A 14787-nucleotide genomic window follows, 5' to 3' on the forward strand; every position below is an offset into this window, starting at 1 on the left:
CGGGGTCAGGGGTCGGCAGGGTACTCCAGCACCCGGTCGCACCAGCGGTGCAGCAGGACCCGGTCGTGGCCGACGGCGAGCAGCGCCGCGCCGGTCTCGCGCCGGTAGTCCTCCACGACACCGACCAGGGCGGCCGTGGTCGAGGCGTCGAGCATCGCCGTCATCTCGTCACAGATGAGCAGCCGCGGCCCGAGCATCAGGGCCCGGGCCAGGCAGGCGCGCTGGAGCTGCCCGTCGCTGACCTCGTGCGGGCGGCGGCCGAGCAGCTCGGCGCCCAGCCCGACGCGTGAGGCCAGTGCCTCCGGCTGACCGTCCGGGGCACCGGGGCGGCCGGTGGCGCGCAGTGGTTCGGCGATCAGTTCGCTCAGGGTGAGCCGGGGGTCGGCGGCGAGCCGCGGCTGCTGGAAGACGACGCCGACCCGGGTGCGCAGCTCGCGCGGGGCGCGGTACCGGAATCCGTGAACGGACGTGCCACCCAGGTGGACAGTGCCGGAACGGGGGCGGTGCAGCAGGGCCGCCACCCTGGCCAGCGTCGATTTCCCGCAGCCGCTGGGGCCGGCCAGCCCTACTGCCTCGCCGGACACCACGGTGAGGGAGACGCCGCGGACCACCGGGGGGTGCCGTTCGTATCCCGCGGTGATCTCCCGCAGTTCCAGCTCAGGATTTCCGCCTCCGCCGGTGGCGGATTCCCTGGCGGCCGGGAACACCTCAGGCATGGGTGACCCCTTCCAGCGCGTGGTGACAGGCTGTGCCGCCGGTGAGGACGGGCTGGGCGGCGCAGGCCCGGGTGGCCCGGTCGCAGCGGGGGGCGAAGGCGCAGCCCGCGGGGAGGGAACCCAGCTCCGGGGGCTGCCCCGGGATGGGGGTGAAGGCCCGTTCGGGGAGGGCGTCGAGCAGTCCTCGGGCATAGGGGTGGCGCGGTCCGCGCCGGCCGAAGAACGTATCCGACCTGGCCAGTTCGACGATCCGTCCGGCATACATCACGGCGACCCGGTCAGCGATCCGTTCGGCGGCGGCCAGGTCATGCGTGATCATCAGCAGCGCGCGGCCGTCGCCGGTGTGCCGGCGCAGCTCGTCCACCGTGCGGTCGACGAGGTCGCGGTCGAGTCCGGTGGTGGGCTCGTCGGCCAGGAGCAGCGGAGCGTCACCCACCAGAGCCAGGGCGGTGGCGGCCCGCTGGGCGAGGCCGCCGGAGAGCTGGTGGGGGTAGCGGTCGAGGTGGCCGGCCGGGAAGGAGGACCGGGCGGCGGCCCGTTCGGCGGCGGCGCGCAGTCCGGACCGGGGTGTGCCGGTGAGTTCCCGGACGGTCTCCTCCAGTTGGGACCGCACGGTGCGCACCGGCGTGAGGTGGGCGGCCGGGCTCTGCGGGACCAGTCCGATGCGCCGGCCCCGTACGGTGCGCGCCAGGGTGGCTTCATCCGCGGCGAGCAGGTCCAGGCCGCTGAGCCGAGCGCTGCCGCGGGTCTGTGCGTTGGCCGGGAGGAGGCCGAGCAACGCGGAGGCCAGCACCGACTTGCCGCAGCCGCTCTCGCCCACCAGGGCCAGGCACTCCCCCGCCGCGAGTCCGAAGGAGACGTCGCTGACGGCCGCGATGTGCCGGCGGCCGCGCATCCGGAACCGCACGGACAGCCCTCGCACGGTCAGCAGCTCGTCCTCGTTCACAGCATCAGCTCCGATCGGCGGCGCGGGTTGATCCGCTCGCGCCAGGCGCCGGCGAGGCCGGCGATGGCGAGAGTGGGGATCACGATGAACAGACCGGGGAAGAGCGCGGGCCACCAGTCCCCGGCCAGCAGCGAGCCCCGGGCGGCGTTGATCATGGTGCCGAGGCTCGCCTGGTGGGCGGGGATGCCCAGGCCGAGGAAGGACAGCGCCGACTCGTGCCAGATGGCATGCGGAACCATCAGCACCGCGGCCAGCCCAGCGTGCGGGAGGACGCCCGGCAGCAGGTGCCGGAGACCGACCCGCAGCCGGGAGGCCCCGCCCGAGATGGCGGCGTCCACGTAGGGGCGGGTGCGCAGGGAGAGGATTTCGGAGCGCACGATGCGGGCGGTGGACACCCAGTGCGTGAGGCCTACGGACACCACGACCGGCCAGATCCCGGGCCGGAACATGGCGACGATGAAGATGCCCATCAGCAGGTGCGGAACGGAGGTGAACACGTCGACCAGCCGCATGACGACGCGGTCCGTGCGGCCGCCCAGGGTGGCGGCGGCGGTGCCGACCGCCAGCCCGAGAAGGGTGGCGACGACGGCGGCGACAACACCGACGAGGAGCGAGACACGCAGCCCGTAGACGGAGCGCAGCAGCAGGTCGCGTCCCAGGTCATCGGTACCGAAGGGGTGTGCGAGGGACGGCGGCAGGAGCTTGTCGCCCAGGTGCACCGCCTGCTGGTCGAGCGGGAACAGCAAGGGCACCAGGAGCACGGCCAGGACCATGGCCGCGATCAGGACGGCCGAGGTGCGGACCCGGAGGGTGCGGGTGCTGCGCCGCGCTGTGTCACGGGAACGCCAGGGTGATCCCTGGTCCGCTGTTCCGGTGGCGGGCCCGGGAGGCGGGACGTGGGGGTGCTGCGGGGAGCGGTCGGTGGGTGCGGCCATGGCGTCACATCTCGTCGTGGTCGACCCGGGGGTCGGCCAGTCCGTACATCAGGTCGGCGAACAGGTTCCCGGCGAGCACGGCGAGCGCGCTGAGCACGGTCAGCGTCGCGAGCAGCGGGAAGTCGGTGGAAGTGGCGGCCCCTACGGTGGCGGAGGCGATGCCGGGCCAGCTGAAGACCGTCTCCACCAGCAGCGCGCCGGTGATCAGCTCCGGGACCCGGGTACCGATGAGGGTGAGCACGGGCAGCAGGCCGGAGCGTAGGGCGTGGCCGAGGAGCACGGTCCGTTCTCCGGTGCCGCGGGCTCTCGCTCCACGCACCGGGTCCTCCCGCAGGGCGTCCCCGACCCCCTGGCGGGCGTAGAGGACGAACCAGGGAAGCTGGGACGCGGCGAGCACGGTGGCGGGCAGGATCAGGTGACGCAGCAGGGAGCCGGCGGTGACGGTGTCACTGCCGAGTTCGGTGAGGCCACCGGCGGGCAGGAGGCCGAACTGGACGGCGAACAGCCAGATGGCGAGCAGTCCGACCCAGAACGGCGGGGCGGCTTCCAGTACGTAGGACGTGGAGGTCGCGAAGCGGTCGAGCGGGCCGCCCGGGCGCCGGGCGGCGGCCACGCCCAGCGCGGTGCCCACGAGCAGCGCGAGGGCGAAGGCGACCCCGCACAGCAGCACGGACCAGCCGAGCCGCTCGGTGATGACCTGGGTGACGGGCTGGCGCAGCGACTGGGAGTGCCCGAGCTCGCCGGTCAGGGCCGAGCCGAGCCACTGCCACCACTGCTCGACGAAGGAGCCGGTGCCCGCGAGGTTCTGCCGCAGCTGGTCCAGGGTTTCCTGGGAGGCCCCGACGGCGTCGGCTCCGGCGTACTGGCGTACGGGGTCGAAGGGGGAGGCGGCAGCGATCGCGAACAGCCCCAGGGTCACGGCCGCCAGCACCGGGACGGCGGCCAGCAGCCGCCGTCCCGTGAGGCGGCCCATCGGGGCCCAGGGCAGCCCGGCGAGTCGCCGGGTCATGGCCGGCGCTGCCAGTCCTCGATGTTCCACCAGGGACCGGTGCCCAGGCCGTGCTCATGGGGTTCGAGCTGGGTGGTGACGCCGTCCCAGTCGTCGTTCATGACATAGACGTGGTCGATGTGGCTGAGGAAGATGTAGCCGGGGTTGTCGGCGAATTCCTGCTGAACCGCGTCGTAGGCGGCCTTGCGGACGTCTTCGTCGTCGGTCCGCCGGCCCTCTTCCAGCAGTTCGTCCACGGCGGGGTTGGCGTAGCGGGCCATGTTGTTCCAGCCGTCACCGGCGAGTGCGGAGTGCAGCAGCTGGTAGAGGTCGAAGTCGGGGTCGGTGGGGTTGCCGCCGCCGGACAGGACCGCGTGGTCGTCCATCCGCGGTTCGATGACTTCCCAGCTGCCGGATTCCACGGTGACCTCGACGCCGATCTCCTTGGCGTCGGAGGCGAAGGCGAGGGCGTGTTCCTGACGGAGCTTGTCGCCGGAGGGGTAGTAGAGCGTGAAGGCGGCCCGCGTCCCGTCCTTTGCCCGGATGCCGTCGCCGCCGGGCTTCCAGCCGGCCTTGTCGAGCAGGTCGCGGGCGCCGCCCGGGTCGTGGTCACGCTCGGTGCCCTCGGCGAACCACGGGCTGGCGGCGGGAACCGGTCCGTGGGCGGCGGAGCCCGCCCCGTTGAGGACGGTCTCGACAAGGGTGTCACGGTCCACCGCGGTGTCGAGGGCCCGCCGGATGTCGGTGTCGCCGGTGACCGGGTGCCCGGTGGGGAGGGTGACGGCACGGAAGTCGGCGCTGGCCGCGTGGAGGGTGACCTTGTTCTCGTCATCGGCGAAGGTCCCGGCCAGGTTGGGCGGCAGCACGGCACCGTCCAGGTCGCCGGAGCGCAGCCGGGTGGCGCGGACGTCGTCGTCGGGGATGACGGCCATGGTCAGCCGCTGCACCTCCGGTTCGCCGCCCCAGTAGTCGGGGTTGGCTTCGAAGGTCAGCTTCTCGCCCTGGCTCCAGCCGGTGAGCACGTAGGGGCCGGTGCCGACCGGAGCGGTGTTGTAGGCGCCGGTGTTGACGTCCTGGCCGTCCGCGGCGGTGGCCGAGGCGATGGGCAGCACGGTGCGCTCGGCGAACGGGGCGTAGGGGTACTTGAGGGTGAAGACGACCGTGTCGTCGCCTTCCGCCCGGACGCTGTCGAGTGCGTCGAGGTCATCCTTCGCGGGGTTGTTGGTGCCTGCGTCGAGGATGGTCTCGTAGGTGAAGACCACGTCGTCGGCGGTGAACGGTACGCCGTCGCTGAACCGCACGCCCTCACGCAGGGTGTAGGTGTACGTCAGGCCGTCGTCGCTCACGTCCGGCAGTGCGTCCGCGAGGGCGGGACGCAGCCGCAGGTCGGTGTCGCGGGTGAGGAGCCCGTCGAAGATCTTCGCGTTGCCGTCCTTGCCGTAGCCGAGGAGCGGGCTGAGGGTGTCCGGTTCGTTGGCTATGCCCACGATGAAGGAACTGCCGGATCCGCTGCCTCCGCTGCCGTCCCCGCTGCCGCCGGCGGGCGCCGAGCAGGCGGCGGTCGCCGCTGCCAGTGCTCCGGCCATCATGGCGGCGGCCATGGTACGTACCTTCCGGGCCTGCATGCTTCCCCACCTTGTTTGTCATTCAAAGTTGTTGCGAACGATTCGCAATTAAACCCCACGTGCGGCGATGCCTGCCAGGCACCCCCCGGGACAGGGCCTCTCGGCCCGGAGCCGCACCCCCAGGGAGCTTCCGGGCTCCGCCACTGCAACGATCCCTTGACTCACTGCCTGGTCTAGGCCAACGATGTGCACCTGCTCACCACCGAGCGGCCGCACTCCGTTCCAGGGAGACACCTTGAACCGCCCGTTTCTCGCCGCAGCCACCGCCCTGCTCACCGGAGCCGGCCTGCTCAGCGGCTGCTCGCTGGCCACCTCCGCCGGCGACGGAGAAGTACTCGACGTCTGGATGATGAATCACAGCGCGGGTGAGGAGTTTCTCGACAAGGTCGTGACCGGCTTCGAACGCGAGAACGAGGGCGTCGAGGTGAGGGTGACCATCCAGGAGTGGGGCGGTATCGGGGAGAAGATCACTGAGGCCCTCGACAGCGGAGAGGGCCCCGACGTGATCGAGGTCGGCAACACCCAGGTCGCCCAGTACGTCGACATCGGCGGCGTCAAGGACCTCACCAACCAGGTCATCGATCTCAAGGGCGACGACTGGATAGCCGGCCTCGCCCAGCCGGGCCAGGTCTACGGACACCAGTACGGCATCCCCTTCTACGCCGCCAACCGCGTGGTCATCCACCGCACCGACCTCTTCGAGGAAGCGGGCATCGACGAGCTCCCCCGGGACCGCGCGGAGTGGCTGGACGTCACCGAGAAGCTCAACCAGGGCGCGCAGCAGGGCATCTACCTCCCCGGCCAGAACTGGTACGTGCTGGCGGGATTCATCTGGGACGAGGGCGGCGAACTGGCCGTCGAGAGCGGCGGGCAGTGGCGCGGCACCCTGGACACCGCGGAAGCCGAGGCCGGCATGGCCTTCTACGAGCGGCTGCACTCGCTGGGCAACGGCCCGTCGGACACCGACGAAGCCAACCCCGACCACGCCGAGGTGTTCGCCCGTGGCGATGTCGCCCAGCTGATCTCCACCCCGAACACCGCGCAGACCATCGTGGAGCTGAACCCCTCCCTGGCAGGCAAGCTGGGATTCTTCCCCGTGCCCGGCAAGGACGCCGACACTCCCGGGGCGGTGTTCACCGGCGGTTCCAACCTGATCATTCCGCAGGAGTCCGACAGCCCGGTCCTGGCCTACGAGTTCGTGAAGACGCTCACCAGCGAGGAGTGGCAGACGGAACTCGCACAGAGCCTCAGCCTGGTGCCCAACCGCACCACGCTCGCCGAAGTGGTGAAGGACGACCCGGGCGCCGCCGCGATGGTCGAGGGAGCCACCCGGAACGGCCGCTCCGCCCCGCACTCCCCCCGTTGGGGCGATGTCGAGGTCGACAACCCGATCAAGGAGTACCAGTCGGCCGTGCTCAACGGCGCCGATCCCCAGCAGGCCGGCAAGGACGCATCCGAGGAACTCACCGCCCTTCTCAACGGGCTCCCTCGCAACCGTTAGCCGGGAGCCGGCGGCGACCGGACATGCCCTCCCCGGGACGGTTCACAGCGGCGGCAGCTCAGCTGCCGCCGCCCTCCAGCCCCCGGCCGGCAAGCCAGCGCAGCTGCTCCTCGGGCTGCGAACCCCGGCCGCCGCCGTGGTCGCCGAACTCCCAGACCGTGAGATCCTTCTGCCCCGCGTAGCGGTGGTAAGCGGCGAAAACCGTCGACGGCGGACACACCGGATCCATCAGACCGACGCTGAACAGTGCCGGAGCCGTCGCGCGCGGAGCGAAGTGCAGGCCGTCGAAGTGCGCCAGGGTGCGGAACACCGGCGCCGGGTCAGTCCGGGTGTGCTCACTCAGATACGCCACGATCTCCGGATACGGCCCCAGCGTCGCGCACTCGGCGCCCCGCCGGAAGTGGCACAGAAACGGCACGTCGATCAGCGCCGCCGCCACCGCGTCCCCCGCCAGGCCCGCCGTTGCCAGGGCCAGACCGCCACCCTGACTGGCACCCGAGACGATCACCCGGTCAGGGTCCACAGCCGGGTGCTCGCGCAACGCGTCCACCGCCCGCACACAGTCCGTCATCAACCGCCGGTAGTAGTAATGCTCCGGACTGTCGATGCCCCGAGTCATGAGACCGCGGTAGTACTGGGGTTCGGGCACCGGATCAGGGTCCGGGGTCGCGTGACCTTGGCCACGGCTGTCGACCACCAGATGCGCATATCCCGCGGCGCTCCACAGCAGCTGCTCGGTGTGCAGCCCGCGGCCACCGGAGTACCCGATGTACGACACCACAGCGGGCAACGGCCCGCTCACCGCGCGCGGCAGCAGCAGCCAAGCGGCGACCGGTTGACCGCCCCAGCCGGAAAACCGCACGTCATAGGCATCGACCGTGCGCAGTGGCGAGTTCGTCAGCCGCCGGTACTCCGCGGGCCCGGCCGCCGAGGCACGTGCTTCGGCCAGGGTCTTGGCCCAGAAGTCGCCGAATCCCTCAGGCTCGGCAACCTCCGGACGATATGCCCACAGTTCCTCCAGCGGCAGATCGGTCAGTGCCATTACGTCTCCAGGAGGTGCGAAAGCGGTTGCTGCGGAGAAGCTACGGCGCCGGACTGCCCTGGTCAACGCCGTTCTCCGCTGCCATCATCAGCCCTGACCTCCCCCGCCGACGAGTGAAGGGCCACCCTCAAAATGCCTGCCACCACCCTGCGCGATGTCTATATCGTCGACGCTGTCCGCACCCCGATCGGGAAGTACGGCGGTGCCCTCGCCCCCGTCCGCCCCGATGACCTGGCCGCCCACGTCGTGCGGGCACTCATCCGGCGCACGCCCGATCTGGACCCCTCACGCATCGAGGACGTGGTGTTCGGCAACGCCAACGGCGCCGGCGAGGAGAACCGCAACGTCGCCCGGATGGCCGTGCTGCTGTCCGGGCTGCCGGTCACCGTACCCGGCACCACCGTCAACCGGCTGTGCGCCTCCGGGCTGGAGGCCGTCGTGCAGGCCGCCCGCGCGATCGCCGTAGGGGACGCCGGCGCCGTGATCGCCGGCGGCGTCGAGTCGATGAGCCGCGCCCCCTGGGTGACGCCCAAGCCGGAGCGGGCCTTCCCGGCAGCCGCTCCGCAGATGCACTCCACCACCCTCGGCTGGCGCATGGTCAACCCCCGGATGCGGCCGGAGTGGACCGTGTCGCTCGGGGAGGGCGCAGAGCTCATAGCCGACAAGCACGGCCTGACCCGCGAGCAGCAGGACCTCTTCGCCCTGGACAGCCACCGCAAGGCCGCCGAAGCCTGGCGGGCCGGGCTCTACGACGCCGAGGTCGAACACTACGAGGGTGTCGACCTGGCACGGGACGAGGCCATCCGCGACGGCGGCACACCCGAGGCACTCGCCAAGCTGCGGCCATCCTTCCGCCCCGAGGGCGGCACCGTGACCGCCGCGAACTCCTCCCCGCTCAACGACGGCGCCGCCGCCCTGCTGCTGACCGACGAAGAGGGCCTGGCTGCGACCGGCCGCGAGCCGCTGGCCCGGGTCCGGGCGTCGGCCGTCACCGGTATCGAGCCCCAGCTGTTCGGCCTCGGCCCCGTGGAAGCGATGCGCCGGGCCCTGGCCAAGGCGGGACGTGACTTCGGCGACCTGCACACCGTCGAGCTCAATGAGGCATTCGCCGCCCAGGCACTGGGCTGCCTGGCCGAGTCCCCCGAGCTCGACCCGGCCGTCGTCAACCCCCGGGGGGGCGCCGTCGCCATGGGCCACCCCCTGGGCGCGTCCGGGGCCCGGCTCGCCGGCTCCGTCGCGCACCAGCTCGCGGCCGCCGGTTCCGGCGTCGGCATGGCCGCCCTGTGCATCGGCGTCGGTCAAGGGCAGGCCCTGGTGCTCGAGCGCTGAGCCCGGGCCGGTGATACCCATGGACGCATGGAGTGGTTCGCGGCCCCGGACGCCTGGCTGACCCGGCTGGTCCTGCAGCGTGCCCTGGCCGGCGTCTACCTGCTCGCCTTTCTCTCCGCGGCTCTGCAGTTCCGGCCGCTGGCGGGCGAGCGCGGACTGACACCGGCCCCAGGGCTGCTGCGCCGGGTGCCGTTCCGGCGGGCCCCGAGCCTGTTCCATGCCCACTACTCGGACCGCTTCTTCGGGGCGATCGCCTGGCTGGGAGTGGCGCTGTCCGCCGCCGTCGTGCTCGGCGCGGCGGACGGTGTCCCGCTCTGGGCGTCCATGCTGATCTGGGCCGTGCTCTGGTACCTGTATCTGTCGATCGTGGTGATCGGCCAGATCTGGTACGCCTTCGGCTGGGAGTCGCTTCTTCTCGAGGCCGGGTTCCTGGCGGTATTCCTCGGCAACGCCGAGATCGCGCCGCCGCAGGTCACGCTGCTGCTCATGGTCTGGCTGGTTTTCCGCGTGGAGCTCGGCGCCGGCCTCATCAAGTGGCGCGGTGACACCTGCTGGCGGAAGCTGACCTGCCTGGACCACCACCACGAGACCCAGCCGATGCCCGGGCCACTGAGCTGGTTCTTCCACCACCTTCCCCGCCCGCTGCACCGCGTGGAGGTGGCCGCCAACCACGTCACCCAGCTGATCGTCCCCTTCGCGCTGTTCCTCCCCCAGCCGGTCGCCACCTGGGCCGCCGGTGCGATCATCGTCACCCAGCTGTGGCTCATCGCGTCGGGCAACTTCGCCTGGCTCAACTGGCTGACCCTGATCCTCGCGCTCGCGGCCGTCGACGGCGCCCTGCTCGCCCGCCACCTCCCGCTGCCCGCTCCACCCGCCGACCAGCCGGAAGCCCCCCTCTGGTTCGTTGCGGCCGTCCTCGCACTGGCTGCCCTGATCGCTGCCCTCAGCTACCGGCCGGTGCGCAACCTGCTCTCCCGCGAGCAGCGAATGAACCGCTCCTACGACAGCCTGCACCTGGTCAACACCTACGGTGCCTTCGGGAGCGTCACGCGGGTGCGGCACGAGATCATTCTGGAAGGCACCGCCGACCGCGAAATCACCGAAGCGACCCGGTGGCAGCCGTACGAGTTCCGCGGCAAGCCCGGCACCGTGCGCCGCCTCCCCCGCCAGTTCGCCCCCTACCACCTGCGCCTGGACTGGCTGATGTGGTTCGCCGCCCTCTCCCCGGCCTACGCCCGCCCCTGGCTGGACACGCTGGTCCAGCGCCTTCTGGAAGGTGACCGGGCGACCCTCCGCCTGCTGCGCGCCAACCCCTTCCCCGACGAGCCTCCCGCCCACGTCCGCGCAACGCTCCACCGTTACCGCTTCACCACCTGGCGTGAGCTCCGCACCACCGGCGCGTGGTGGCACCGCACCCCGCTCCGCGACATCCTCCCGCCGGTCTCGCGAGCGGACCCCGCCCCGCCCGCTTCCTGAGCCCGGGCCCCGGACCGCACCCTCCGCATTCGAAACCACCGGGCCGGATGCGGTATGGTTCTCATGCACAGCGGCCAGGGGCAAAGCCCCAGGTCACAGCAGCACCGGGACGTGGCGCAGCTTGGTAGCGCACTTGACTGGGGGTCAAGGGGTCGCAGGTTCAAATCCTGTCGTCCCGACGGTGGTCAGAGGGCCCTTGCGGAATCCGCAAGGGCCCTCTGACATCAGCGGGTGACATCAACCCCGCTCCGGGCGGGCCGTCGTACCCCTCCTTGGTGCCCGGGTCCGCGTCCTCGTCCTCCTCGGGCCCCAGCGCTTCACTCATCCGGTCGGCCGCCGCTTTCAGGGTCGTTTATCACGTGCGCGTAGGTGTCTGAGCGTCATCGTGATGGTGCTGTGACCGAGGGTTTCCATGATGGTCCGTGCGTCCAGACCCTGCGCCAGCAGGAGTAACGCGCCCGCGGCAAGACCCACACCCAAGCCCTCCTCCGCCTCGCCCGCCAGCGCATCAGCGTCCTGTTCGCCATGCTCCGCGACGGCACCTTCTACGAACCCCGCACACCCTCAGACGTCGACCTCGCCGCATGACCCCAGCAAGACCGAATCACCCCGAACCCGACAGAGATGCCTTGACAAAGGACATAGAGGCCCCCCGCCGGGAAGACCTCCGGCCTGGCGAGCCCCGCGATCCTGCATGCGCCGGGCCCGGTGTTGCTGACCTCCAACAAAGCCGCCCACGACGCCTACACCACCACGCTGGCCGCCCGCGCGGCGGTGGGGGAGGTGTGGACGCTCGATCCGCAGCAGATCGCCCACGCCGAGCAGACGATGCGGTGGGACATCCTCGCCGATGCCCTTGATCTGGCCGGTGCGCGTCGGCTGGCCGGGCACTTTGTCACTGCTTCGGTGAACGAGTTGAGTGCGAACGATTTCTGGTCGACGGCTGCCGCCAATACTCTCACTGCCCTGTTCCTGGCCGCGTCCACCAGCGGTCGGCCGATCACCGACGTTCTGGCTTGGCTGGCCTCACCGGCGGACCGTACCCCGGTCGATCTGCTGCACGATGCGGGGCTGGAGGCGGTTGCCGCCCAGCTCCACGGCACCGTTGCCGGAGCGGTGGAAACCCGAGACGGCATCTTCGAGACGGCTCGGCAGTACGCCTCCTGCCTGCTGGACCCGGCGATCGCCTCCTGGGTCACCCCGCCCCGGGGAGTGCGGAAGGTACGGGAGTTCTGCCCGTTGACGTTCGCCACCAGCCGGGACACCCTGTTCCTGCTATCCAAGGACGGTGGCGGCTCCGCGTCGGCGATCATCGCCGCCGCGGCGGACGCGGTGATGCGCGCCGCCGTCATCCAGGCCGAACGCGCCGGCGGCCGGCTGGACCCGCCACTGCTGGCGATCCTGGATGAAAACGTCTGCCGCATCCAGGACCTGCCCGACCTCTACTCCCATCTCGGCTCCCGCGGCGTCATTCCGCTGACCGTCCTCCAGTCCTACCGGCAGGGCGTACGGGTGCGGGGCGAGGCCGGGATGGACGCCCTGTGGAGCGCGGCGACGATCAAGCTCATCGGTTCCGGCATCGATGACGCCGACTTCGCGGACAAGCTCTCCCGTCTCGTCGGCGACCACGATGTCCGGACCGTCTCGGTCTCCAACAGCAGCGCCGGCAAGTCCAGCTCGATCTCCATGCGGCAGCAGCGGGTACTCCCGGCCGACGCCATCCAGGCCTTGCCGAAGGGCTCAGCGCTGCTGCTGGCCACCGGGGTACGCCCGGCGCTCCTGGAGCTGAAGCCCTGGTACCGGATGCCGGACGCCGCCGTGCACGGCGCGGCATCCGCTAAGGCGACCGCCGACATCACCGAGCGGGCCGTGCGCAAGACACTGGGCCGCGGCGGCTTCGGGGCCACCGCATGAGCGCCGACCGCACGCCGACCGCTTCCCCGTTCCGCGGCACCCCGCTGATACGCACCGGCGCGGGCTGGTGGCTCTCCTCTGCCGACGGGACGACTCCAAGATCTATACCGACCATCTCCCGCGCATCATGGCCGGCCTGCCTAACCTCGCCATCGGCGTCCACCGCCAGGACGGCCACACCAACATCGCCGCCGCCCTACGCCACACCGCTCGCGACTGGCGAACGCCCCTGGCCGCCCTCGGCATCACCGGATGAACGTGGACAGACCTCGATCATGCAAGAGACCCTGGATCCCCGGGGCGTGGACACACCTGACAATGGATCTTCTTGGTCCTGGAAGGTGTAGATCTCTGTGGCACAGCCCTCGAAGTACAGTGCGGAGTTCCGGTCCGACGCGATCGCGTTGTGGCGGGCTTCTCAGGCAGGCGGACGTATCGGGACGTCGCGGCCGATCTGAACGCCAATCCCGATACGCTGCGCACGTGGGTGCGCGACGCGGACGGCCGTCCGGCTGGCGACGATGCTTCGAGGGCCCGGAGGGCGAGTTGGCCCGGCTGCGGGCGGAGAACGCCCGGCTTGCGGACGCCGAACTGCGGGGCTTCGGCCACACGGTCAACCGCAAGCCGGTCGCCCGGCTGATGCGCAAACACGACATCGTCGGCCGCCCCCTGCGCCGCAAGAGAAGCGCACCACGATCCCGGACCGTCTCGCGCCGCCGGCACCGGATCTGGTCCAGCGGGACTTCACCGCCGGCGGCCTGGACGAGAAGTGGTGCGGCGACATCACATACGTGCAGGTCGGGACCTCATGGCTCTACCTCGCCTGCGTCGTGGACATGCACTCACGGCGGGTACTCGGCTGGTCCATGGCCAGCCACATGCGCGCCGAGCTGGTCACCGACGCCCTGCGGGCCGCGGTCGCCACCCGGGGCGGGGACGTGACCGGAGTGATCCCCACGCGGACCGCGGATCGCGGATCGCGGATCGCAATACACATCGGCCGCGTTCGCGCAGGTCAGCGACAAGTACGGCATCCGCTCTCACTCGCAGCATGAACCCCTGTGTCCAGACTACGGGGGTCACCTCACCAACCTGCTGCCCCCACTACGGCTACGCGTCCGCCCTCGCATCGTCAAACGCGCCATGTCCAAGTACCAGGCACGAGGCCCCCACATCGGCCGCACCAGCTACAAAGCCACCACCGGCATCGAAATCCTCGCAACCGCGGGCCCTTGACAACACAGCCCAGCCGCAAACTTCACGGCCTTGCCGCTAGCCGGTCCGAGATCCTAGATCTGCTGGACCAGCTGCTGCTCCTCGGGTCCTACGGCGTGGCCGAGGCGATCAACGAGTCCGACCGGAACTGAACGGTCCGGCTCCGCCTGCTTCCGGCCCGCAGGAGCTACGACGGATCGCCGACCGTGCGCCCTCGCGCGCCCCTGCGTGCGTCCTGCGCACCGGCGGACCGAACGGAAGCGCTCGCCGCCGAGGAGACCGAGTGCTGTGCTGTGCTGATGATGCACGGCTCGAACTCCTACGGTCGCGTGGCCTTCCTCGACACGTTGCCGCCCGAAGCAAGCGCCGCCTTCGCCCGGCTCGGCACTCGACGTTGCTACGCAGCGGGGGACGTGCTCATCCACGAGGGCGACCACGCACAGGAGCTGGTGGTCCTGCACGAGGGACTGGTGAAGGTGACCGCACGGCTGGACCGGGGCCGGGAGCCCCTTATGGACATCAGGATCGCCGGGGACATCGTGGGCGAGGTGGCTGCGATGGGCGTGGGGCCGCGATCCGCCACGGTCACCGCCTGCGGTGAAGTGGCCGCCACTGTCATCCCGAGGTATGAGCTGGAGGCATTCCTCCTCGCCCACCCCGAGATATCGCTGTCGCTCATGCGGATGGTCTGTGGTCGGCTGCGCCGATCCGACCGCCTGCGGCTTGAGTTCGGCGGATACCCGGTCCCGGTCCGGCTGGCACGCGTACTCCTCGAGCTGGCCGCCACGTACGGGCAGCGCGAACGGAACTCGCTGCGTATCGACGTGGCCCTGTCGCAGGCCGAGTTCGCTGCCCTCACCGGTGCCGGAACACGCAGCGTGCAGAAAGCACTTACGCGGCTGAGACAGAAGAGAATCATCACCACCGACAACCGGCGGACCTATGTGCGGGACCTGGACGGACTGCACGAGACAGCCCTCCTTAGGGCACGGCCCGGGTCCACGCCAAGAAAGCCGCACTAATGCGGCTTTCTTGGCCGCTCCCGCCCCTTCCACCCACAGTTGGCGTGCACCGCACCCAACCCCTCTTGGAAGGTGGCG

At 70.8% G+C, this 14787-nt stretch carries 12 protein-coding genes, 1 tRNA gene and 3 pseudogenes; 10 read left to right on the top strand and 6 right to left on the bottom strand.

The features are described from left to right. Positions 1–5 precede the first annotated feature (5 nt). The 5 genes from PJ985_RS21435 to PJ985_RS21455 are packed head-to-tail and all read right to left on the bottom strand — an operon-like array spanning position 6 to position 5210. On the bottom strand, positions 6–716 hold the full coding sequence (locus tag PJ985_RS21435; protein WP_271685525.1) for an ABC transporter ATP-binding protein: 711 nt from the start codon (positions 714–716) through the stop codon (positions 6–8). Then, entirely contained in the window at positions 709–1611 is a 903-nt protein-coding gene (locus PJ985_RS21440) for an ABC transporter ATP-binding protein (protein WP_271685556.1), read from the bottom strand. The genes PJ985_RS21435 and PJ985_RS21440 overlap by 8 nt, the downstream gene beginning before the upstream one ends. A gap of 47 nt (positions 1612–1658) precedes the next feature. After that, positions 1659–2597, bottom strand: a complete 939-nt coding sequence (locus PJ985_RS21445) for an ABC transporter permease (protein WP_271685526.1) — start codon at positions 2595–2597, stop codon at positions 1659–1661. Positions 2598–2601: 4 nt separating this feature from the next. Then, complete coding sequence (locus tag PJ985_RS21450) at positions 2602–3606, bottom strand: ABC transporter permease (RefSeq protein WP_271685527.1); 1005 nt, start codon at positions 3604–3606, stop codon at positions 2602–2604. Then, complete coding sequence (locus PJ985_RS21455) at positions 3603–5210, bottom strand: ABC transporter substrate-binding protein (protein ID WP_271685529.1); 1608 nt, start codon at positions 5208–5210, stop codon at positions 3603–3605. Before PJ985_RS21455 ends, PJ985_RS21450 begins: the two co-directional genes overlap by 4 nt. A gap of 235 nt (positions 5211–5445) precedes the next feature. Between PJ985_RS21455 and PJ985_RS21460 the strand changes: the two genes are divergently transcribed. Next, entirely contained in the window at positions 5446–6711 is a 1266-nt protein-coding gene (locus tag PJ985_RS21460; protein ID WP_271685530.1) for an extracellular solute-binding protein, read from the top strand. 58 nt (positions 6712–6769) lie between these two features. Here PJ985_RS21460 and PJ985_RS21465 read toward each other — a convergent pair whose 3' ends face one another. Further along, complete coding sequence (locus tag PJ985_RS21465) at positions 6770–7753, bottom strand: acetylxylan esterase (protein WP_271685531.1); 984 nt, start codon at positions 7751–7753, stop codon at positions 6770–6772. Between the two features lie 132 nt (positions 7754–7885). Between PJ985_RS21465 and PJ985_RS21470 the strand changes: the two genes are divergently transcribed. The 9 genes and pseudogenes from PJ985_RS21470 to PJ985_RS21510 all read left to right on the top strand — a co-directional run bounded on the left by PJ985_RS21470 (position 7886) and on the right by PJ985_RS21510 (position 14709). After that, positions 7886–9082, top strand: a complete 1197-nt coding sequence (locus PJ985_RS21470) for a thiolase family protein (RefSeq protein WP_271685532.1) — start codon at positions 7886–7888, stop codon at positions 9080–9082. Positions 9083–9109: 27 nt separating this feature from the next. After that, entirely contained in the window at positions 9110–10558 is a 1449-nt protein-coding gene (locus PJ985_RS21475; RefSeq protein WP_271685533.1) for a lipase maturation factor family protein, read from the top strand. 105 nt (positions 10559–10663) lie between these two features. Then, a tRNA-Pro gene (locus PJ985_RS21480) sits at positions 10664–10737 on the top strand. 274 nt (positions 10738–11011) lie between these two features. After that, positions 11012–11146, top strand: a pseudogene (locus PJ985_RS21485) (IS110 family transposase); the annotation flags it as partial. Between the two features lie 60 nt (positions 11147–11206). After that, positions 11207–12472: pseudogene (locus PJ985_RS21490) on the top strand (type IV secretory system conjugative DNA transfer family protein); the annotation flags it as partial. Positions 12473–12539: 67 nt separating this feature from the next. Continuing rightward, complete coding sequence (locus tag PJ985_RS21495) at positions 12540–12728, top strand: hypothetical protein (protein WP_271685535.1); 189 nt, start codon at positions 12540–12542, stop codon at positions 12726–12728. Between the two features lie 97 nt (positions 12729–12825). After that, positions 12826–13510 (top strand): annotated as a pseudogene (locus PJ985_RS23405) (IS3 family transposase); the annotation flags it as partial. Positions 13511–13704: 194 nt separating this feature from the next. Continuing rightward, positions 13705–13839, top strand: coding sequence for a hypothetical protein (locus tag PJ985_RS21505; RefSeq protein ID WP_271685537.1), 135 nt, complete (start codon positions 13705–13707; stop codon positions 13837–13839). A 147-nt stretch (positions 13840–13986) separates the two neighbouring features. Further along, positions 13987–14709, top strand: a complete 723-nt coding sequence (locus PJ985_RS21510; RefSeq protein ID WP_271685538.1) for a Crp/Fnr family transcriptional regulator — start codon at positions 13987–13989, stop codon at positions 14707–14709. The last annotated feature ends 78 nt before the right edge of the window (positions 14710–14787 follow it).

Source organism: Streptomyces sp. ACA25 (genome assembly GCF_028200735.1).
GTDB lineage: Bacteria > Actinomycetota > Actinomycetes > Streptomycetales > Streptomycetaceae > Streptomyces.

What these genes read in the sequence shown, in the direction of transcription:
- PJ985_RS21455 (WP_271685529.1), bottom strand. Translation starts at nt 5,210, where the DNA reads ATGCAGGCCCGGAAGGTACGTACCATGGCCGCCGCCATGATGGCCGGA.
- PJ985_RS21510 (WP_271685538.1), top strand. Translation starts at nt 13,987, where the DNA reads ATGATGCACGGCTCGAACTCCTACGGTCGCGTGGCCTTCCTCGACACG.
- PJ985_RS21435 (WP_271685525.1), bottom strand. Translation starts at nt 716, where the DNA reads ATGCCTGAGGTGTTCCCGGCCGCCAGGGAATCCGCCACCGGCGGAGGC.
- PJ985_RS21475 (WP_271685533.1), top strand. Translation starts at nt 9,110, where the DNA reads ATGGAGTGGTTCGCGGCCCCGGACGCCTGGCTGACCCGGCTGGTCCTG.
- PJ985_RS21445 (WP_271685526.1), bottom strand. Translation starts at nt 2,597, where the DNA reads ATGGCCGCACCCACCGACCGCTCCCCGCAGCACCCCCACGTCCCGCCT.
- PJ985_RS21440 (WP_271685556.1), bottom strand. Translation starts at nt 1,611, where the DNA reads ATGCGCGGCCGCCGGCACATCGCGGCCGTCAGCGACGTCTCCTTCGGA.
- PJ985_RS21470 (WP_271685532.1), top strand. Translation starts at nt 7,886, where the DNA reads ATGCCTGCCACCACCCTGCGCGATGTCTATATCGTCGACGCTGTCCGC.
- PJ985_RS21450 (WP_271685527.1), bottom strand. Translation starts at nt 3,606, where the DNA reads ATGACCCGGCGACTCGCCGGGCTGCCCTGGGCCCCGATGGGCCGCCTC.
- PJ985_RS21465 (WP_271685531.1), bottom strand. Translation starts at nt 7,753, where the DNA reads ATGGCACTGACCGATCTGCCGCTGGAGGAACTGTGGGCATATCGTCCG.